We start from the raw sequence: 22560 nt of genomic DNA, 5'->3' as shown, positions 1-22560 counted from the left end.
CTCACTAGTGGCCGCCCGAGTGGCCGGTGATCGATAGGAACACGTCGTCGAGCGAGGGCCTGCGCAGCGCGATGTCGGCCAGGTCGATGCCCGCGGCGTCGAGCCTGCGCAGTGCCTCGGCGAGGGTGGCGGCGCCGTCGGGGGCCGGGATGGACACCTTGTCGGCACCGTCGGTCTCGGCGGCGACAGCGGCCGGTACCAGGTCACCGAGGGCCTTGACGGTCTGCGGGACGCGGCTCGGGTCGAGCGGCACGATCTCGCAGAAGCTGCCGCCGGTCTTGGCTTTGAGTTCGTCGGCGGTGCCCTCGGCGATGACGGTGCCCTTGTCGATGACGATGATGTTGTCGCTGAGCACGTCGGCCTCTTCGAGGTACTGCGTGGTCAGCAGCACCGTGATGCCCTGGTTCTTGAGCGCGGTCACCAGATCCCACACGCCCTGGCGGCTGCGCGGGTCGAGGCCGGTGGTCGGCTCGTCGAGGAACACCACCTCGGGCCGCACCACCAGCCCGCAGGCGATGTCGACGCGACGGCGCATGCCGCCGGAGTAGTTGCGCACGGCCCGCTTGCCCGCGCTCACCAAGTCGAATTCCTCGAGCAGCACTTCGGCGCGCTTGCGGGCGGCCGACTTGGTCAGGCCCATCAGGCGACCGAACAGCTCGAGGTTCTCCCGGCCGGTCAGGTTCTCGTCGAGCGCGGCGTACTGGCCGGTCATCATGATCGAGCGGCGCACGCCCGCGGCATCGGTTAGCACGTCGTGCCCCGCGACGACGGCGGTGCCGGAGTCGGGACGGAGCAGGGTCGACAGAACCTTGACCATGGTGGTCTTGCCCGCGCCGTTGGGTCCGAGAATGCCCAGCACACTGGCCTTGCCGGCCTGGAAACTGATGCCCTGCAAAGCGTGCACATCGCCGAACGACTTGCGCACGTCGGACACCAGCACCGCGGGTTCACTGTCGCTCGACGCGACGCCACCTGCGGGCGAATCCCCTGAGATCGAACTCGGCATCAACTCTCCACCATCGGCCGGTGCGCACGGCCCTGGAAGAGACGAGCGCACGCGGAATAAATTCTTCCCGGTAAGTGATCCATACCGTTCGGCGCGATGTTACCGGTCCGGCGGTTTTCCGGGCCCCGTCTGCGTTGATGCGCCCGGTTTGCCGGGCGCTGCCTGCGGCGCGCTGTGGTGTTGCTCACCTGGGCAGTGCAAGGGCAGTGCGGGAACCTTGTCGGCCGGGCCGCGCGCCCATACGCTGACAGCGGGGAAACACTCGTCTCACCGGCCCGCGTGCGGGCGTGTTCGATCTTGGGGAGGTGACCATGGTCGAGTCGGCTTCTACCGCCGCCGCGCCCGCCGGTCGATCCGATGTGCTCACGGCATTCGATCCGCGCACCGGTGAACAGCTCGCGCAGTATCCCGTGCAGGGCACGGCCGAGGTCACCCGTGTCGTGCGCACCGCACGCGCCACCCAGAACTGGTGGGGGGAACTGGAGTTCAGTGAGCGCAAGCACCTGCTCCTCGACTGGCGTCGCGAGATCGCCAGGAACGCAGGCGAGTTGGTGGAACTCCTGCGCAGCGAGACCGGCAAACCGGAGGCCGACGCCACTCTCGAAGTGATGCTGGCGGTGGAGAATCTGGACTGGGCCGCCCGCAACGCCGAGCGCACACTGGGCCGAAAGCGCCTGTCCACCGGCTGGTTCACCCGCAATCAGCACGCCTCCGTCGGCTACCTGCCGCTGGGGGTGATCGGCGTGCTCGGCGCGTGGAACAACCCGGTGTTCACGCCGATGGGTTCGATCGCCTACGCCATGGCCGCGGGCAACACGGTGGTGTTCAACCCGCACGAACTCAGTACCGGTGTCGGCACCTGGCTGGCCGACAGCTGGGCCGCGATCTCGCCCGAACAACCCGTACTGCAAGCGGTTACCGGAAATTCGCGGACCGCTACCGCCCTGTGCAAGGCCGAGGTGGACAAGATCGCCTACGCCGGGCCCGAAGCGCGCGGACGCGAGGTGATCGCGCTGTGCGCCCAGACGCTGACGCCGGTGGTGGTGGAGAACAGCGGCAAGGGCAGCATGATCGTGCACGTCGACGCGGTGCTCGACGCGGCCGCGGAGGCCGCGGTGTTCGGGGCGATGGCCAATGCCGGGCAGAACTCCTCGGGCATCCAGCGCTGTTATGTCGCCGATTCGGTGTTCGACGACTTCCTGGCCAGGGTGGCCGAGCGAGCGGCGAAGCTGCGTCCCGGCGCCGACAACCGCGCCTCCTACGGGCCGATGATCAACGCCACCCAGGTCGACGTGGTGCGCAGACAGGTCCGTGACGCGCTCGCCCACGGCGGGCACGCGGTGCTCGGCGGGCTCGATTCGTTCCGCGACCCGTACGTGGAGCCGATCGTGCTGGCCGAGGTTCCCGAGGAGAGCATCGCGATCACCGGCGAGGGAATCGGCCCGGTGCTCGTGGTGAACCGGGTCGCCGACCTGGCCGACGCGGTCACCCGGGTGAACGCGGCGGGCAACGGCATCGCCGTCACCATCTTCACCCTCGACATCCCCAGCGCGGAGCTCATCGCCGAACAGCTGAAAGTGGGTGTGGTGACGGTGAATTCGTCGACCGCGTTCACCGGCATCCCGGCCCTGCCGTTCGGCGGTGTCGGCGAATACGGCCAGGGACACAGCCACGGTCAGCACGGGCTGTACGAATACAGCCGCACGATGTCGATCGCGCGCAGGCGCTATCGGGCCCCGGTCCGGCTGTCGACCTTCGACCGCAGGCCAGGGCACTTGCAGACGGCGAAAGCCCTGTTCCGTTTACGCCACGGCCGCGGCTGAGCGGCTAGTTCCCGTCCGCCGAGCCGCTGCCGAGCAGCACCGCGCCGGTCAGCGCGGCGAGGCGGGCGAGCTGTTCTGGCCGCGAGTCGAAGCGCAGCAGCCGGCCGACATCGATGATCTGGCCGACGGCGGCGTGCACCCGGAAGCGGGCTTCGATCGGGTCGCCGTCGAGCAGGTTGGCCCACTCGAGGATGTTCTGCCGCTGGATGGCGCGCAGACGGTGCTGTTCGGCCTGCGGGAGGTTGCTGAACTCCGCGTAGTAGACGGGCGCGATCTCGGGCGTCGCGAAGGTGAGGCGCGCGTGCTGGTCGGCGATGCGGCGGGCGGCGTCGGCCCGGTTCTCGCTCTCGGCCAGCGCCTCGCCGATCGCGACCGCGAGCCGGTCGGCGGTGCGATGAAAAGCGGCCGCGAGCAGGTCGGCCTTGCTGTCGAAGTGGCGGTACACGCTGGAGGCGTTGATGCCGACGGCGGCGCCGATCTCCTCGATGCCGGATTCGTGATACCCGTTGCGGCCGAAGATCCGGATCGCTTCGGTGAGCAGCTGTTCACGTTTCGAGGTGACCGGCAGGCCACGGGGCTGCTTGTCGGGCTCGGCCGCGGCGGGGGTCGGCGGCAGCTCCGCGCGCACGATCGCCCAGGCCATCTCGAGCTGCACCGCGAGCATGCGGCTGTGCGAGAGGGTGGTGCGGTGCGCGGCGATGCTGGCCAGCGAACTCAGCGCGCCGACGGCGAGCAGGATGCGGTCGTCGGCGCTCGCCTCCGGCCGGACGTCGGCGATCCGCGCGGCGACGTTCGCCTCGAGTTCGCGATAGAACGCGCGGATGCGCACCCGGTCGTCGGGTTCGAGGTAGCGGCGTTCCCAGCGGTAGAGGCCGGCCTCGCGCCGGATGTCGATATTGCGTTCGGCGACGGCGGTGAGCACCGCGTCGAGCCTGGCTTCCGGGCTCAGCGACGGGTCGTCTGCCGCTGCCGCGACATCGCGCAAACCCCGAGCACCCTCCTCGGCGGCGGCGACGAGCAGCGCGTACTTGTTGGCGAAGTGGCGGTACAGCGCGGGTCCGGAGATGCCGACCTCGGCGGCGATCTCGTCCACGCCGACCGGGTAGTAGCCGCGCGCGCTGAACGCACGGGCGGCGGCCCGCATGATCTGCATCTTGCGGTCCTTCGGCCTGCGGCGCACGACACGGGCAGGTGCGGTCGTCGGCTCGCGGGCCTGTTCGGCCTCACTGCGATCGGCGACCATGCACTCACTTTCCGTTGCGCGGACCGGGTTGGTCCAGTCAACCTAAGTTAACCACAATTCGCAAACGTCGAGGGCAGGTCGAGGAAATGGGACCGCCCCGGCAGCGACGCGCTCGCTATCGGGGCGGTTCGGGAGATACCGGTGTCTACAGGCCGAGCCCGCGGGCCAGGGTCGGCCACGACAGCTTCAGCTCGTCCTTCCAGTAGCCCCACGAGTGGGTGCCGTTGGGGCGGAAGTTGAAGGTCGCCGGGATACCCAGCTCGTTGAGCCGGTTGGCCAGGTTGTGCGTGCAGTAGTTGGTGCCCGCCTCGATCACGCCACCGATGACGATCTGGTTGGCCAGACCGTAGGCGCCGGGCAGCGCGTACGGACCGTCGAGGGTGTCGTACGGGCCGGGCAGGCCGTTGCCGGTGGAGATGTAGAGATCGACGCCGCGCAACCCTTCGGCATTCACGTACGGGTCGTTCTTGACCCATTCCTCCGAGCCCTGCGGACCCCACATGTTCATGGTGTCACCGCCGCCCCAGGTCTCGACCGTGACCTTCACGAATTCCGAACCGACCGGATCGGAGGTCTGCGCGCAACCGCTGTACGCCGCGGCCGCCTTGTACAGGCCGGGCTTGGCGATCGGCAGCGCGAGCACGGTGGTGCCGGAGGTGGACAGACCCGCGATGGCGTTCACACCGTTGGTGCCCAGCGCGCCGTCGACCAGCGGGGGCAGTTCCTCGGTGAAGAAGGTCTTCCACTTGTTGCGGCCCACGACCGGGTCGTCGTGGATCCAGTCGGTGTAGTAGCTCCAGGCGCCACCGATCGGCTGGATGACGTTGACGTTCTTGTCGCTGAGGAATTCGAGCGCGTCGGTCTTGGCCACCCACGACGCCGAATCCTCGCCGCCGCCCGCACCGTTGAGCAGGTACAGGGTGGGGCGCGGGACCGAGGCGTCGGCGGGGCGCTGCACGTCGACGATGATGTTCTGGTCCATGGCCGCGGAGTACACGTGCAGTCGCAGACTGCGCGAGTCCTTCACCTCGGCCTTGACGATCTTGGAGCCGTCCTCGGAGACCGGGTTGGCGAGCAGGCTCTTGGAATCGATGATCGGGTCAGCTGATGCCGGGCTCGTACCGATGCCGGACATCAGTCCCGCCGCCACTGCCGTTGCCGCGATCATCGCCGCGGCCCGGGAGCCACGACGCCGGGTGTGCCGACGCATCAATTTCGCACCTTCGCTTCGTCTCGAATTCCGATTCGGTCCGTGCTCCGACAGGGCACGAAGTTGCAACCAGCCAGACCCTACGGGTTATCCGGTGGTTACAACAGGGGTAATCGTTACAGCAGCGCGGTCACATCATGCCTCACCGGCACCGCTGATGTCATTGCGCCCCAGCGTTCATGTCGCCACGCACCAGCGTTTGTGTCACCACGCACCAGCGTTTGTGTCACCGCGCCCCGGCCGCGCGGTCGCCGGCGTCGAGCAGCTCCGCCAATCGCGGACCGATCTCCGCCAGTGCCTGCGGCGAGGTCATCTGATCATGCACCACCGCGACCGGCCGATCGCGCACCGCGCCGTCGACATACGGGGCCCAATTGGCCGCCGCCGCCTCGTGTCCGAGCGCGCTGAAGTACTCGAGCCTGCCGCGGAACACCGCGGGCCGGTGTTCGGCGATGAGCTCGGCCGAGCGCACCGCGCTGCGATAGATCCGGCGCACCCGTTCGGGGGTGAGTACGGCCATGTTGGCGGGAATGATCGCGTGCAGCGCGGCCAGTGCGTCCTCGCTGAGTTCGCGCACCCCCGCGGCGGGCAGCGCCGCGCTGATGTCGACACCGAGTTCGGCGAGCGCGTCGCGGACCGCCGTGTGGAAATCGGGGACATCGATGTCGGGATGCGAATCCAGCATCGCCAGCAGCGACACCTGCTCCCCCGCCGCCTGGAGTTCGGTGGCGACAGCGTGGGCGAGCACACCACCCAGCGACCAGCCCATCAGCCGGTACGGGCCGTGCGGCTGCTGGGTCCTGATCTCGGCGGCGTAGCGGCGCGCCATCTCGGCGAGCGTGCCCGGCAGGTAGCCCGCCTCGCTCAGCGCGGGCGACTGGAGCCCGAAGATCGGCCGCCGCGCCGGAATGTACTGCGCCAGCCCGGCGTAGCACCAGGACAACCCGTACATCGGGTGGATGCAGAACAGCGCGCCGCCCGCCTCCGTGCCGTGCGGTACCCGGTTGCGGATGGCCAGCAGGACGCCGAGGGCGTCGTCGGATTCGAGGTCGGAGGTGAGGTCGCGATCGCCGCCGGCGGACTGGGTGGCGTCGATCCTTTCGGCCAGTGCGGCGACAGTGGCGTCGGTGAAGAACCACTGCACCCGCACCTCGGCGCCCACCCTGGTGCGCAGGCGGCTGATCGCCTTGGTGGCGATCAGGGAGTTGCCGCCGAGTTCGAAGAAGTCGTCGTCGAGACCGACCTTGCCCGCGCCGAGCACCTCCGCGTAGACCTCGGCGACAGCACGCTGCAACGGCGTGGTCGGCGGGCGGTAGGCGCGAGTGGTGAAGGCGGGGACGGGCAGGGCCTTGCGGTCGAGCTTGCCGCTGGCGTTGAGCGGCAGCGAACTCAGGATCACCACGGTCGCCGGAACCATGTACGACGGGAGCGCCGCCCTGGCATGGGTGAGCAAGGCGACCTGATCGAAACCGGCGGTAGTGGTGCCGCTTTCGATCGAATAGCCCTCCGGTCGAGCCGACGCGGGAGCTTCCTCGACCGGCGGTTCGACCGGCACCACGTAGCCGACCAGGCGATCTCCCGTCGGGCCGTGGACGAGCGCGACGGCGGCATGCCGGACACTGTGATGATCGCGCAGGACCGCCTCGACCTCACCGAGCTCGATGCGCTGCCCGCGCAGCTTCACCTGGAAGTCGCTGCGGCCCAGGTATTCCAGGCTCTCGTCGGTGGTCCAGCGCACGACGTCGCCGGTGCGGTAGAGCCTGCCGCCGCCGGGATGGGCGACGAAGCGTTCGGCCGTGAGGGTGGGCGCGCCGAGGTAGCCGCGGGCCAGCTGCACCCCTTCCAGGTACAGCTCCCCCGCGGTACCGAGCGGGACGGGTCGCAGTTGCCGATCGAGCACGTGGACGCGCGTGTTGGCGACCGGTATGCCGATCGAGATACCCACGGCGGGAACAGCTTCTACCTGCGCCGCGGTCACCACGGCGGCTTCGGCGGGGCCGTACCAGTTGACCAGTGTCGCCGCGGGCAGCACCTGGGCGCACCGGCGGGCGGTCGAGGACGTCAGCGCCTCGCCCGCCGCGAACACCCGTCGCAGCGAGGGGAATTCACCCGTGTCACGGTCGGCGAGGAAGGCATCCAGCATCGACGGCACGAAATGCACGGTGGTGACGGCGCGTTCGGTGATCACCTCGGCCAGGTAGGCCGGGTCGCGGTGACCGTCGGGGGCGGCGATCACCACCGTGGCGCCGGTCTGCAACGGCCACAGCAACTCCCAGGTGGAGATGTCGAAGGTGACCGGGGTCTTGTGCAGGACCACGTCGCCGGGGCCGTGCGGGTAGGTGCGCTGCGCCCAGCGGAACTGGTTGACCAGCTGCCGGTGCGTCAGCATGACGCCCTTGGGCATGCCGGTGGACCCGGAGGTGTGGATGACGTAGGCGAGATTGTCGGCCTTCGGCAGCTCGAGCTCCGCCGCTTCGCCGCTGACAGTGCCCAGCTCGATGACGGGAATGTCGGAGGCGGTGGTGAAACCGGCCGTGGCGAGCACGCAGATCGGCGCGGCCGAAGCCAGCACCCGTTCGGTCCGTTCAACCGGGTGGTCCGGGTCGACCGGCACGTACGCCGCACCGGTCCGCAGCACCGCGTAGATCGCGGTCACCAGGTCGATGCCGCGCCGCATCGCAACCGCGACGAGCGTCTCCGGCCGGGCGCCTTGCGCACGGAGGAAACCGGCGAGTTCGCGCACGCGTTCGTCGAATTCCGCGTAGGTACAGGTGGTTTCACCGTCGATCAGCGCGGTGGCCTGCGGCGTGCGCCTGACCTGCGCGTCGAACAGCGACAGCAGGGTCGCCTCGTCGAGCAGTTCGGGCGCGTCGGTGGCATTGACCGCCGCCAGGGTCGCGCGTTCCTCCGCGAGCAGCACATCGATCTCGGCGATCCTGGCCTGCGGGCTCGCGGCGAACCTCGCCAGCAGCATCGAAAAGCGTTGCGCCAGCGCGCTGGCGGTGTCCTCGCCGAACACATCGCGCAGATACTTCACCGAGACCCGGAGCTGCCCGTCGGCGACCACCTGCACGGTGAGCGGGTAGTGGGTGCCGTTGGCGGCGTCCATCCCGGTGACGGCGGCCGATCCGGACGCGGCCTGTGCCAGCCCTTCGCGGTCGACCGGGAACGACTCGAAGACGACGAGCGAGTCGAACAGCGCGTCGATGCCCGCGATCTCCTGGATCTCACCGAGTCCCAGATAGTGGTGATCGAGCAGCGCGGCTTGCTCGTCCTGCAGCGTGCGCAGCAGCTCGGCGACGGTATCGCCGGGACGCAACCGCACGCGAACGGGAATCGCGTTGAGGAACAGCCCGACCATCCGCTCCACGCCGTCGAGCTCGGCCGGCCTGCCCGAGACGGTGGCGCCGAACACCACGTCGTCGCGATCCACCAGCCGGGCGATGAGCAGGCCCCACGCCGCCTGGACCACGGTGTTCACCGTGACGCCCAGGCTCGCGGCCAGCTCGGTCAGCGCGGCGGTGTCCGCCGGGGAGAGCGCGAACCCGGTTTCCCCTGTGCCCGTGGCGATCTCGCGGCCCTGATCGACGGGTGCGAGCGGAGTGGGCTCGGCCAGGCCGGTGAGCGCGGTGCGCCATGCCGTCCTGGCGGCCTCGAGATCCTGGTCGACGAGCCAGGCCAGGTAGTCGCGGTAGGGCGCGACCTTGGGCAGGCGCCTGCTCCGACCGCCGACCACATACGCGGTGAGCAGTTCCTGTAGCAGCAGCGGGGTCGACCAGCCGTCGATCAGGATGTGGTGGCTGGTGACGAGCAGATGCGCGGTCTCGGCGGTGCGCACCAGCGTGAACCGCAGCAGCGGCGCGGTGGCCATGTCGAAGTGCGCGGCCAGATCGGCGGCGCGAATGCGCTGGTAGGCGGCGTCGTCCGCGCCCCGACCGGCGGGCCCGGAGGCGGCACCGGAGCGCGCAGGGCCCTCGGAAGTGGAGCCATCGAGCACTGTGTCGATGACCTGCCACGGCACGTCGATGTCGTCGAGCACCACCTGTAGCGGGGTGCCCGCGGCGTCGGTGGCGAACGCGACGCGCAGGTTGTCGTGCCGGTCGAGCACGGCCTGTGCCGCCTCGTGCAGTTTCTCGTCGTCCACGGACAGATCGAGGTCGAGAACGAACTGAGTGATGTAGGGGTCGACCGAGTTCTCCGCGAGCAGCGCGTGGAACAGCATGCCCGATTGCAGCGGCGTCACCGGCCACACGTCGCTGAGCAGCGGATAGCGGCGGACCAGACGCGTCAGCTCGGTTTGACCGAGCCGCACCAGCGGGAAGTCGGACGGCGTGAATCCGCCCGCGCCGGGCTGCAATCCGTGTTCGGCGAGTCCGCCGAGCGCGCGGATCCAGTGTTCGGCGAAGGTCTTGACCGCGTCCGCGGTGAGTACGGCGGTGGCGTAGTCGAATCGGGCGACCAAGCCGTCATCGGTCGCGTCGACCGTGAGAACCAGGGCGAGGTCGTCGGCGGCCACATCGGTGTGCACGCGCGCGGGGCGCAGGTCGCGCAGACGGACGGCGAATCGGCCGCGATCCAGTGTGCGCACGCTGTCGGCGGTCTCGGTGTCGAGGTAGCGGAGCAGGCCGAAACCGGCGCCGTGGGCGGGAACCGCGCGGCGCAGTTCCTTGATCTGGGCCAGGGCCGTTCCCGCGGCGGGTCCGCCGACGAGCGCGTCGGCGACGTCGATGCCGTCCAGGCGCAGCGCGAGCGGGTAGTCGGTGGTGAACCCGCCGACGACGTTCTCCGCATCGGGCCGGCCGAGCAGGCGCTGGTCGGCGCGCAGCCGCACCACCGTGCCGATCGCCCGTGCCGCGGCGGTGTCGGCGGCCGTGTGCAGGGCCAGCGCGACGGCGGTGAGCAGCACCTCGTCGACGGTGGCGCGGTAGGCGTCGGCGACGGTGCGCACCGCGGTGGTGCCCTCGCCGGTGATGCTCAGCGAGACCCGGTTACGCAGGTGCAGATCGGCGGATTCGCCTGCCCTGGACCGGATCGCGCGATGCCAGTAGGCGCGTTCGGCCCGCGCGGCGGCGGTGGACGGGTATTCCGCGAGATGGCGTACCAGGTCGCCGAGTCCGGCATCGGGTGCGGCGGGTGCGGCGTGGCGGCCGCGGCTCCAGGCGGTGGTCAGCTGGTCGACCACCGCGCGCCACGAATTCTCGTCCAGGACGAGGGCATTGGCGACAACGACCAGGGTGGCCGAGCTACCGGCGTCGCCGGTGAGGACGAAGTGGATATTGCGACCCTCGTCCGGATCGAGCGCTGCCGAGGCCGCGGCCACGATGTCGTCGACGGGCAGCGAGGACTCACCGTCTTCGTTGTCGAGCCTGCGGAAGGCGCCGCCGATGCGTTCGTCGGGCGGCGGGATGCGCAGCACCGGGGTGTCGCCGGTGCGGTCGAGCAGCGCCCACAGCATCGGGTGCTGGTTCATCACCGCGGCCGCGGCGGCCGCGACGGCCTCGTCCGGGCAGTCCGCCGGCACTTCGAGCAGTACCGCGCGGGGTTCGACCGCGGCCTCGCCCGCTTCGGTGAGCTGGGCGGCGGTAGCGGTGAGCGGGAGCGTCGCCGACGGCGCACTCGGTGCGACGGCGACGTCGGCGCGTCCGGCGAGCGCGGCGACGGTGCGCGCGTCGAACAGGTCGCGCGGGCGCAGGACCACTCCGGCGGCCGAGGCCCGCGACACGACCTGGATGGCGGTGATGCTGTCGCCGCCGAGAGCGAAGAAGTCGTCGTCGAGACCGACCCGGTCGTGGCCGAGGACATCGGCGACGACCCGGGCGATGGTCTTCTCGGCGGCGGTACGGGGCGGGCGGTATTCGCCGCGAGCGGCGAGCGGGTCCGGCAGCGCGCGCCGATCCAGCTTGCCCACGGGGGTCAGCGGAATCTCGTCGAGGACGATGATCGCGGCGGGCACCATGTAGTCGGGCAGCACCTGCGCGGCGAGCGCGGTGAGTTCAGCGGTATCGAGCGCTCGGCCCTCGTCGGCCAGGACGTAGGACACCAGCATCGTCGAGCCGGCGCCGTTGTCGCGGCCGAGCGTGGCGACCCAGGAGACTCCGGGTGCGGCGGCCAGCACGGCGTCGATCTCGCCGAGCTCGATGCGCAATCCACGGATCTTGACCTGGAAGTCGTTGCGGCCCTGGAACTCCAGGACATCGCCACGCCGACGAACGAGATCGCCGGTGCGGTAGAGGCGGGCGCCCTCGGGGCCGAACGGGTCGGCGATGAAGCGCGCTGCCGTGAGAGCGGGGCGCTGGTGGTAGCCGCGGGCGAGTTGGATGCCGCCGAGATAGAGCTCGCCGGCGACGCCTTCGGGGACCGGACGAAGGCGTTCGTCGAGGACCAGGGCGCGGATGCCGCGGATCGGGCCGCCCATGTGAACGGGTTCGCCCGGCTGCAGCGGGTCGCTGATGGCGGTCATGACGGTGGTCTCGGTGGGACCGTACCCGTTGTGGAAGTGCCGCTGGGGCAGCGTGTTCCAGCGAGCGGCCAGGTCGGCGGGTACGTGCTCGCCACCGACGATCAGGACGCGCAGACCGGGAACGCCGTCGGGGTCGAGGGTGGCCAGCACCGAGGGGGTCAGGAAGGTGTGGGTGACGCCCTCCGTGCGGATCAGCTCGGCGAGCTCGGTGCCGCCGACAGATCCGGCCGGCGCGACCACCAGGGTGCCCGCGCCACCGATGGCGAGCAGCAGCTCCAGCACCGACGCGTCGAACGACGGGGAGGCGAAGGCCAGTGCGCGCGTAGCGGAGTCGAGGCGGTAGCGCTGTTTCTGCTCGGCGCAGAAGTTGGCGAGCCCGGCATGGGTGACAACGACGCCCTTGGGCAGTCCGGTCGAACCGGAGGTGTAGATCATGTACGCGGCGTTGCCGGTGCTCGGCGGGGTGAGCAGTTCGATCTCGCGCAAGCCCACGGTGGCACAGCCGGCGATCTCGGCGGTGAACGCCCGATCGTCGAGCGCCACCCAGCCGCCGTCGCCGGGCAGCGTGGGCAACCCGGCGAGTTCGGCGGCGAGGGTGATGCCGAAGACCGCGCCCGAGTCGGTGACCATGTGGCTGATCCGCTCGGCCGGATAGCCGGGGTCGATCGGCACGATCACCGCGCCGGTGCGCGCGATCGCCCAGACCGCGAGCACCGATTCAACCGAGCGCCGAATCGCTACGGCGACAGCGACTTCCGGTCCGGCGCCACGGGCGATCAGACCGCGGGCCAGCTGGTTGGCGGCGGCATCGAGCTCGGTGTAGGTGAATCCGCGCCCGTCGCCGCGCAGGGCGATGCCGGTCGGATCGGCGCGCACCGCCTCGTCCATCAGCTGGGCGAGGGTGCGTTCCGGCTCGGCCGCCGGGCCGGCGAAGGTGATGTTCGCGAGGAATTCGGCGGGGTCGAGCAGGTCGATATCACCGACGGCGAGATCGGGGTCGGCGGCCACGGCGGCGAGCAGACGGACGAAGCGCGCACCGAAACTCCGCACGGTCTCGGCATCGAACAGGTCTGTCGCGTAGGCGAATTCGGCGTGCATGCCGCCGTTGTCCTGCTGCTCACGCACGGTGAGCAACAGGTCGAACTTGGCCTCGGCGGTGCGGGCGTCGAGCGCGCCCACCGTGATTCCCGGCAGTTCGAAGGCGACCGGGGCGAGGTTCTCGAACGACAGCGCCACCTGGAACAGCGGGTGTCTGCCCGCCGACCGCGCGGGTTGGAGCGCATCGACCACCCGCTCGAACGGGACGTCGGCGTGGGCGAAGGCGCGCAGGTCGGTGTCGCGAGTCTGCGCGAGCAGCGCGGTGAACGGATCGCTCTCGGTGATCCGGCTGCGCAGCACCAGGGTGTTGACGAACATGCCGACCAGATCGTCGAGCTCACGGGCGCCACGGCCCGCGATCGGGGTCCCGATGGCGACGTCGCCGGTGCCGCTGAGCCGGGCGAGCAGCACCGCGAGCGCGGCCTGCACGACCATGAACACCGTGACGCCCTGCGCGCGGGCCAGTCCGGCGAGCTCGGCGTGCAGTGCGGCGTCGATCTCGAAGGTGCTGGTGGCGCCCGCGAAGGACTGCACCGCCGGGCGCGGACGGTCGGCGGGGAGCGCGATCTCCTCGGGCAGGCCGGCGAGCTCGTCGTGCCAGTAGGCCAGCTGGGCGGCGGCCGTGGAGGTGGGGTCGGCTTCGTCGCCGAGTGAGTCGCGTTGCCACACCGCGTAATCGGCGTATTGCAGGGGCAGCGGCGACCACGCGGGCGGCGCGCCTGCCGTGCGCGCGGTGTAGGCGAGGACCAGGTCGCGGGTCAGCGGCCCCATCGAGAAACCGTCGGCGCTGATGTGGTGGGCGACGAACACCAGGACGTGATCGTCGGCGCCGAGGCGCAGCAGCCGCACGCGGACCGGCGGCTCGGCGGTGACGTCGAACCCGGTGGCGACGATCCGGCGCACCTCGTCGGTGAGGTGATCGGGGGCGACCTCGACCGGGGTCAGGTCGACGCGCACCGCGTCGGGCGCGAGCACTTCCTGGACCGCCGCGTCCCCGCGCGCCGGGTAGCGGGTGCGCAGCACCTCGTGCCGGGCGAACAGATCGGCGACGGCAAGGCCGAGGGCTGCCAGGTCGAGGGCGCCGGTGAGGCGGATCGCGGCCGGGATGTTGTAGACGGTCGCGTCGGGGTCGAGCCGGTTGAGCAGCCACATCCGCTGCTGTGCCAGCGACAGCGGCACCCGCTGCGGGCGCGGTCCGGCGAGCAGCCGTGGTGCGGTGGCCTCGTCCGACCGGTGCACGCGCAGGGCGAGATCGGCCACCGTCGGCGCTTCGAACAGCAATCGGACGCCGACCGCGCGATCGAGCGCCGTCCCGATCCGGGCCGCCGCCCTGGTGGCGAGCAGCGAGTTGCCGCCGAGGGCGAAGAAGTCGTCGTCGGCGCCGACGGAGGCGACGCCGAGGATCTCGCCGTAGACCTCCGCGACCACCTGTTCGGTCGGGGTCGCCGGGGCGCGGAAGGTGGCGGCTTCGAAGACCGGCGCGGGCAACGCCTTTCGATCCAGCTTGCCGTTGACGGTGTACGGCAGTTCCCCGAGGACGACGAAAGCGTCGGGCACCAGATAGGTAGGCAGCTTGTCCCCCAGCGCGGACTTCAGCTGTGCGACATCGATATCCGTGCCGACCACATAGGCGACCAGTCGATCACCGAAATGGGCGTCGGTCCGGGCGAGCACCGCGGCCTGGGTCACCGCGGGCAGCCCGAGCAGCACAGCTTCCACCTCGCCGGGCTCCACCCGGAATCCGCGGATCTTCACCTGGAAGTCGCTGCGGCCCAGGTAGATCAGCCCACCGCCCGCACCGCGTCCCGCAGTGGCGCGACCGGCTGGGATCAGGCTGTCCGGTACCTCGGTCAGCGGGGTGCGCGCGACCAGGTCACCGGTGCGGTACATGCGAGCACCGGGCTCGAAAGGATCGGCGACGAAGCGGTCGGCGGTCTGGGCCGCTTTGCGCAGGTAACCGCGAGCCAGCTGGACGCCGCCGAGATACAGCTCGCCTCTGATGCCGGGGGCTACGGGTCGCAAGCGCTCGTCGAGGACGTAGACACGGCTGTTCCATTCGGGCGCGCCGATCGGCACGGTCAGCACGTCGGCGGGGCCGACACGGTGGTCGGTGATCGACACGGCGGCCTCGGTGGGGCCGTACAGGTTGTCGATCCTGGTGTCGGGCAGCGTCTTCAGCAGACGCTGGGCCAGCGCGGCGGGCAGGGACTCGCCGATCGCGAGGATGCGGGTCAACGACACGACCCGGCTCGGCCCGTCGTTCTCGTCGTGCGCGGACGACTCCCAGTACCCGGACAGCGCGTCGAGCAGCGACGGCACCGCCGTCAGGGTGGTGACGCCCGCGTCGGTGATCAGGGCGTCCAGGTAGGCGGGGTCGCGGTGCCCGTCGGGGGCGGCGATCACCAAGCGGCCACCGCAGACGGCGGCGGACCAGAATTCCCAGACGGACAGGTCGAACGTGGCGGGAGTCTTCAGCAGGAACACATCGGCGGCGTCCGTGCCGAATTCACCGCGTAGCCACTGCAACTGGTTGATCACCGCCGCGTGTGGCACCGCCACGCCCTTGGGGCGGCCGGTGGAGCCGGAGGTGAAGATGACGTAGGCGGTGTTGTCCGGCCGCAGCGGCGCGCGGCGGTCGGCGTCGGTGACCGGGCTGGGATCGGCGGAGGCGATCACCGGGTGGTCTACCCGCACCACCGGCGCGGCGTCGGTACGGAAACCGTTGGTGAGCACGCAGATCGGCGCGGCGGTGTGCAGGATGTAGTCGGTGCGGTCGGCGGGCTGATCGGGGTCGATCGGCACGTAGGCGCCGCCCGACCTGGTGACCGCGTACATGGCGACGACGAGATCGATCGACCGTGGCAGCGCGAGCGCGACCAGCGACTCCGGGCCGACCCCGATCGAGATCAGATGCCGCGCGAGCCTGTTCACCCGTGATTCGAACTCGGCGTAGGTGAGTTCGAGTCGACCCTCGGGCAGATCGGCCACGAGTGCGACAGCTTCGGGCCTGGCGACCGACGGCAGATCGGCGAGCGTGCCGCCGGGCACAGCGAGATCGGCGGCACCACTGACGATTTCGGTCGCGCGTTCCTCGGCGGTACGCAGATCGACATCACCGACCACCACGGCGGGCTCGCGCACCACCGCGTCGAGCAGCAACATCAGCCGGTCGGCGAAGGCCGCCACCGTCGCGGCGTCGAAGAGATCGGTGGCGTAGGTGAAGAAACCCTCGATGCCGGCGGGCGCCCCGTTCGCGTCGTAACCGTCGCCGACGATCAGATGCAGATCGAATTGCGACACAGCGAGTTCCGCCGACACCGGCGCGATCCGCAGGCCGGGCAGTTCCAATGCGGCACGGTCGATGTTCTGGAAGGACAGACCGACCTGGAACAGCGGATGACGTGCGGTGGAACGCGGCGGATCGAGCACCTCGACCAGTCGCTCGAACGGAACATCAGCCGCGGCGAAGGCGGCCAGATCGCTCGTGCGCTGGGCGGCGAGCAGCTCGGTGAACGTGGCGCCACCGTCGTAGCGGGTGCGCAGAACGACCGTGTTGACGAACATGCCGATCAGCTCGTCGAGTTCGCGCTCTCCGCGTCCGGCGACGGGAGTGCCCACCGCCACGTCCGCGGCACCGGACAGCCGGGCCAGCAGGACGGCGAAAGCGGTGTGCAACACCATGAACACCGTGGCGCCGCTGTCGCGCGCCAGCGCCGCGAGGGCGGCGTGCGTCTCGGCGTCGATGCGCACCGGCACCCGTCCACCCGCGAGGGAGGCGACGGCGGGACGCGGGTAGTCGGCGGGCAGTTCGAGCAGATCCGGCAGGTCGGCGAGTTCGGAGCGCCAGAACGAGAGCTGCCGGGCAGCCGCCGAATCCGTCTCGTCCTCGGCACCCAGCCGATCCAGCTGCCACAGCGCGTAGTCGGCGTACTGCACCGGCAGCGCTGCCCACTCCGGGGCATGCCCGGCGGCCCGTGCGAGGTAGGCGGTGGTCACATCGCGCACCAGCGGCGCCATCGAGGAGGCGTCGGCGGCGATGTGGTGCACCACCACAGCCAGCACGTACTCCGTGGGCGCGTCGGGTTCGCTCCCCGTGATGTCGAGCAGCCGGACCCGCAACGGAACCTCGGTGGTCACATCGAACGCGGTCGACGCGAGCGCGGTCACCTCGGCGATCAGCGCGCTCGCGGAGTCAGGGGATCCGGCCGCACCTGCCGTCGGCTGCCCGGCGCCGATCCGGTGCACAGTGACGTCGAGGTCGACCTGGTCAGCGGGGAGAACCAGCTGAATCGGGCCGTCGGCGGTGTCGGGGTAGACCGTGCGCAGGACCTCGTGGCGGGCAAGTACGTCGCGCAGCGCGGTGGTGAGCGCCGCGACGTCGAGGGCGCCGGTCAGCCGTAGTGCGAAGGGCAGGTTGTAGGCGGCGGCCCCGTCGTCGACGCCCTGGTCGAAGCGGTTGAGGAACCACATCCGGCGCTGGGCGGGCGACAGCGGCAGCTCGGCGGGGCGGGGCAGGGTGCCGAGGCCACTGGTCGGCTCCGCCGCCGCGCCGGGGTCGAGCACCGCCGCGAGCCCGGCGACGGTCGGGGTTTCGAAGAGGGTGCGCACCGCGATGCGGCCACCGGTGGCGGCGCCGAGGCGGGCGACCAGCCGGGTGGCGATCAGCGAGTTGCCACCGAGTGCGAAGAAGTCGTCGTCGGCGCCGATGTCGGCGCGGCCGAGCACTTCCCCGAACAGATCGGCGACGAGCCGCTCCTGCGTGGTGCTCGGCGCGCGGAACGCCCGCGCGGTGAAGCTCGGCGCGGGCAGCGCCTTGCGGTCGAGCTTGCCGCTGGGGTTGAGCGGCAGTTCGTCGAGCACGGTGATCGACGCCGGAACCATGTAGACCGGCAAGGTCTTCGAGACAGCGGCTTGGAGCCGGTCGGGCTCGGCGGCGTGGCCGGGCGCGGGCACCACGTAGGCGACCAACTGGTCACCGAGCTCGGTCGCCGCGACCAATGCCACCGCCTGGCTGACGGAGTCGTGCGCCAGCAGCGCGGTCTCGATCTCGCCGAGTTCGATCCGCTGTCCGCGGAATTTCACCTGGAAGTCGATGCGCCCCCGGTAGTCCAGCCGGTGCGGGGCATTCGCCGTGGGCCGACGCCACACCACCAGGTCACCGGTGCGGTACATGCGAGCGCCCGAAGATGCCGAGGCGAAGGGGTCTGCGACGAATCGATCCGCGGTGAGACCGGGTCGCGCGACATAACCGCGGGCGAGCTGATCGCCCGCGAGATAGAGCTCGCCCGCGATACCGGGTGGCACCGGTCGCAACCGATCGTCGAGGACGTACACGCGAGAGTTCCACTGCGGCAAACCGATCGGCACCGAGCGCTCACCCGGGCGGGCCGGCCAGTACGTCACCGAAACAGCGGCTTCGGTCGGCCCGTACAGATTGTGCAACCTGGCCGAGCTGACCGCGGCCATGGCGTCGACGGTCTCCGCGGGCAGCGCCTCACCGATGACGAAGATCTCGCGCAGCGACTCCAGGTCGGCATTGCCTTCGGACGCGGAGTCCGTACCGACAGCTGCCGCCTGGGTGGCGAACATCGTGAGCATCGACGGGACGAAGTCGGTGACGGTGACCTTGTGCTTGCCGATCAGGTCGATCAGATAGGCGGGGTCGCGGTGGCCGTCCGGGGTGGCCAGCACCAGTTTCGCGCCGACCCGCAGCGGCATGAAGTAGCCCCACAGCGACACGTCGAAGGTGGTCGCGGTCTTCTGCAGGTACACATCGCCCAGTGCGAGTGGGTATTTCGCCAGCATCCAGACGAGCTGGTTGTGGATGGCGGCGTGCGAGATCGCGACACCCTTGGGCTTGCCCGTGGAACCCGAGGTGAAGATGACGTAGGCCGGGTGGTCGGGGTGCAGCGGTGCGCGCAACTCCGGTGGAAGGACGGGATCACCCGGTACGCCGGCGACATCGAGCTCGTCGAGCAACAGCAGCGAGGTGCCGGGCGGGACTTCGACGGCGTCGGCACGGGTGCTCAGCACGCAGGCCGGGCGGGCGGTGTCGAGGATGTAGGCGATGCGATCGGCCGGATGGCCGGGATCCAGCGGCACGTAGGCGCCACCCGCGGTGAGCACCGCGTACATCCCGATCACCAGGTCGGGCGATCGCCGGATGGCCAGGCCGACCAGGCTTTCGGGACCGACGCCCTGGTCGATCAGCAGCCGGGCGAGGGCATTCACGCGCTCGTCGAACTGCCGGTAGGTCAGCTCGGTGTCCTCGTAGACCAGCGCGGTGGCGTCCGGATGCGTCTGCACCGCACGGCGATACGCGTCGAGCATCGGCTCCGGCGGCACCGGATGCCGGGTTTCGTTCCAGCTCACCAGGCTCTGCTCCCGCTCGACCTCGGTGAGCAGGTCGATCTCGGCGATCGCGAGATCGGCGTCGGTGGCGACCGCGTCGAGCAGGCGGGTGAACCGGGCCGCCAGGATTTCGATGGTGGCCGCATCGAACAGATCGGTGGCGTAGTTGAACGACGCGGCCATCGGCTCGGTCGGATCCGCACCCGGCACGATCGTGAGCTGTAGGTCGAAACGCGCTACCGCACCGCCGAATTCGACGGGAGTGGCGTCGAGGCCGGGCAGGCGCAGGTTCGGCAGGTCCAGATTCTGGAAGAACAGGGCAACCTGGAACAGCGGGTGATGGGCTTGCGAGCGAACTGGATCGAGCAGTTCTACCAGGCGCTCGAACGGCAGGTCGGCATGGGCGAAAGCGGCGAGGTCGGCGCGCTTGGTCGCGCGCAGCAGCTCCGCGAAGCTCGCGCGCGGGTCGAGGTGCGTGCGCAGGACGAGCGTGTTGACGAACATGCCGATCAGGTCGTCGAGTTCCCTGGCGCCGCGACCGGCCACCGGGGTACCGATGGCGATGTCGTCGGTGTGCGCGAGCCGGCCCAGCAGCACCGCGAAGGCCGCGTGAACGACCATGAATTCGGAGGCACCGCTGCGCTGGGCGAGCGCGGCGAGTGCCGTGTGCACCGACGCCGGGATCTGGAACCCGAATTCGGCGCCGCGACCGGTGAAGACGGGCGGGCGTGGGCGATCGGTCGGCAGGTCGAGTCGGTCGGGCAGTCCCGCCAGCGCCGTGCGCCAGTGCGAGATCTGGGCGGCGGCAACCGAATCCGGGTCGTCCTCGGCGCCGAGGAGCTCGCGGTGCCACAGTGTGTAATCGACGTACTGCACCGGCAGCGGCTGCCATCGGGGTCGCGATCGGTTGCGGCGGGCGAGGTAGGCGCCGAGCAGGTCACGCAGCAGCGGTGCGACCGAGGCGCCGTCGGCGGTGATGTGGTGCAAGGCCACGGCGAGCACGTGATCGTGCGGCCCGAGTTCGGCCAGCGCCACCCGGAACGGCACACCGGCGGCAACATCGAATCCGGTGGCGGCGAATTCGCCCAGCCACAGCGGCAATTCGTCCTCGGTGAGCGAGTCGACCAGCACATCGGGTACGGCTTCTGCCATCGGCAACACCACCTGGTGGCCCACGCCGTCCACCACCGCACCGTCGGCACCTCCCTCGTACCCCTCGGCGGTGTGGACCGGGTACAGGGTGCGCAGGGATTCGTGCCGGGCGACCAGGTCCGACAGCGCCGCGTGCAGGGCGCGCGCGTCGAACGGTCCCGACAGGCGCAGCGCGAACGGGATCGTCTCGGCGGTCGAACCCGGATCGAACTGGTTGAGGAACCACATCCGCTGTTGCGCGGGCGAGAGCGGGATCAGCTCGGGGCGTTCGCGCGGTGCCAGGGGCGCGTGGCCGCCCGCACCCTTCAGCGGTTCGAGCAGCGCGGCGAGACCGGCGACAGTAGGACTGTCGAAGACGTGACCGGCGGGCACCCGAGCCGAGAGCTCCGCGCCGAGGCGCGCGGCTGCTCGCGTGGCGAGCAGCGAATTGCCGCCGAGGGCGAAGAAGTCGTCATCGGCGCCCACCGGGTTCTCGGGTGCGAGCAATTCGGTGAAGACATTCGCCACCAGCTCTTCCATCGCACCCGACGGCGCCCGGAACTCCTCGGCACGCAGGGTGGGCGCGGGCAGGGCGGTGCGATCGAGTTTGCCGACCGGAGTCAGGGGAATGGTGTCGAGCACGGTCAGCGCGGTCGGCACCATGTGCGCGGGCAGCCCGGCCTTGGCGTGCTCGAACAGCTGCTCGGTCTCGATGCGCGCGCCGGGCGCGGCGTGGACGTACGCGGCGAGAATCGTGGTGCCGTTGTCGAGTTCATGACCCACGGTCACCGCGAAGTCGACGGTGTCGTGCGCGGTGAGCACAGTGTCGATCTCACCCAGTTCGATCCGGAACCCACGCACCTTCACCTGGAAGTCGTTGCGTCCCACGAACTCGATCGCACCGTCCACCCGGCGGCGCACCAGGTCGCCGGTGCGGTACATCCGATCCTCGGCCCCGGCGAAGGGATCGGCGACGAAGCGCGACGCCGTGAGACCCGGCTGACGGTGATAGCCACGCGCCAACCCGTGACCGGCGATGTAGAGCTCGCCGATCATCCCGTCGGGCACCCGGACCAGGCGCTCGTCGAGCACGTACTCGGTCACCCCACGCAGCGGCGCCCCGAAGTTCATCGTGTCGCCGACCACCAGCGGCGCGCTGATATTGGTCACGATGGTGGTCTCGGTCGGCCCGTAACAGTCGTGGAACCGGCGGGTATCGGTGGCCCAGCGCCGGATCAGGTCCGGCGGACACGCCTCGCCACCGGTGGTGACCACGGCCAGCGCGTCGAGCCCGGCGGGGTCCAGCGATGCCAGCGCGGCGGTGGTGATGAACATGTGCGTGACGGCTTCGCGACGCAGCACGTCGGCCAGCTCGGCGCCGCCGAGAATGCCCGCGGGCACGAGCACCATGGCGGCTCCGGCGCCCACCGCCATCAGCAGTTCGAGCACGGCCGCGTCGAACGAGGGCGACGCGAAGTGCAGCGTGCGCGAGGTCGGCTCGATCGCGTAGTGCGCGCGCTGTTCGGCGCAGTACCCGGCCAGCCCGGCGTGCGTCACCACCACGCCCTTGGGCAGACCCGTGGAACCGGAGGTATACACGATGTAGGCGGGGTGCTGGAGCCGCAGCGGACGGACCCGGTCAGCGAAGGTCACCGGATCACCCGGCTGGTCGTCGGTAGCGCGCCGGACGGCCTGGTCATCGAGGCACAACCACTCGAGCGCACCGGGCAGCCGGTCCATCGCCGCGCCGACCGCGACCCCGAGCACCGCACCGGAATCGCCCAGCATGTGACTCACCCGAGCAGGTGGATAGTTCGGGTCGACGGGCAGGAACGCCGCGCCCGTCTTGGTCACCGCCCACATCGCCAGCACCGATTCCGGTGAACGCGGAATGCCGACGGCCACCACGTCCTCGGGGCCGACACCCCGGGCGATCAGCAGCCGGGCCAGCCGGTTGGACCGTTCGTCGAGCTCGGCGTAGGTCCAGCGCACCGGCGCGGACACGCCGTCGTCCCACGACAGCGCGAGCCCACCGGGGTTGGATTCCACCGCCACGGACAGCAGTTGCGGCAGCGACTTCCCGCGCTGCCGGGCGCGGGCGCCGGACGCCCGGTTCGCCCGGGTCACGACAGTTCCGTCCGATCGACGGAGTCGACTTGCCGTTGCCCGGTCATGCACACCTCGTACCGATACAGACGCGCACTGCCACTCATCCGCACCGCGCGCGGACCAGCCAGT

5 protein-coding genes are annotated in these 22560 nt (G+C 70.4%); 1 reads left to right on the top strand and 4 read right to left on the bottom strand.

The features are described from left to right. Window positions 1-4: 4 nt before the first annotated feature. The gene (locus ACFULV_RS14385) at window positions 5-1006 is read right to left on the bottom strand and encodes an ATP-binding cassette domain-containing protein (protein ID WP_378656566.1); all 1002 of its coding nucleotides are present in this window, start codon (window positions 1004-1006) and stop codon (window positions 5-7) included. Window positions 1007-1317: 311 nt separating this feature from the next. On the opposite strand from ACFULV_RS14385, the gene ACFULV_RS14380 reads away from it, so the two are divergent. Beyond that, window positions 1318-2829, top strand: a complete 1512-nt coding sequence (locus tag ACFULV_RS14380) for an aldehyde dehydrogenase family protein (protein WP_378656563.1) — start codon at window positions 1318-1320, stop codon at window positions 2827-2829. Between the two features lie 4 nt (window positions 2830-2833). Here the strand turns inward: ACFULV_RS14380 and ACFULV_RS14375 are convergent, their stop codons facing one another. From ACFULV_RS14375 to ACFULV_RS14365, 3 genes are all read right to left on the bottom strand, one after another. Beyond that, on the bottom strand, window positions 2834-4072 hold the full coding sequence (locus ACFULV_RS14375) for a TetR/AcrR family transcriptional regulator (protein ID WP_378632139.1): 1239 nt from the start codon (window positions 4070-4072) through the stop codon (window positions 2834-2836). Window positions 4073-4217: 145 nt separating this feature from the next. After that, window positions 4218-5240: an alpha/beta hydrolase gene (locus tag ACFULV_RS14370; protein ID WP_378632461.1), complete on the bottom strand. Its 1023-nt coding sequence runs from the start codon at window positions 5238-5240 to the stop codon at window positions 4218-4220. A gap of 268 nt (window positions 5241-5508) precedes the next feature. After that, window positions 5509-22500, bottom strand: a complete 16992-nt coding sequence (locus ACFULV_RS14365; protein ID WP_378656560.1) for an amino acid adenylation domain-containing protein — start codon at window positions 22498-22500, stop codon at window positions 5509-5511. Window positions 22501-22560 lie beyond the last annotated feature (60 nt).

Source organism: Nocardia sp. NPDC057272 (genome assembly GCF_042668615.1).
Classification (GTDB): Bacteria; Actinomycetota; Actinomycetes; order Mycobacteriales; family Mycobacteriaceae; genus Nocardia.
Note: the sequence above shows the minus strand (reverse complement) of the source record. Positions and strands in the feature narration are given on the sequence as shown.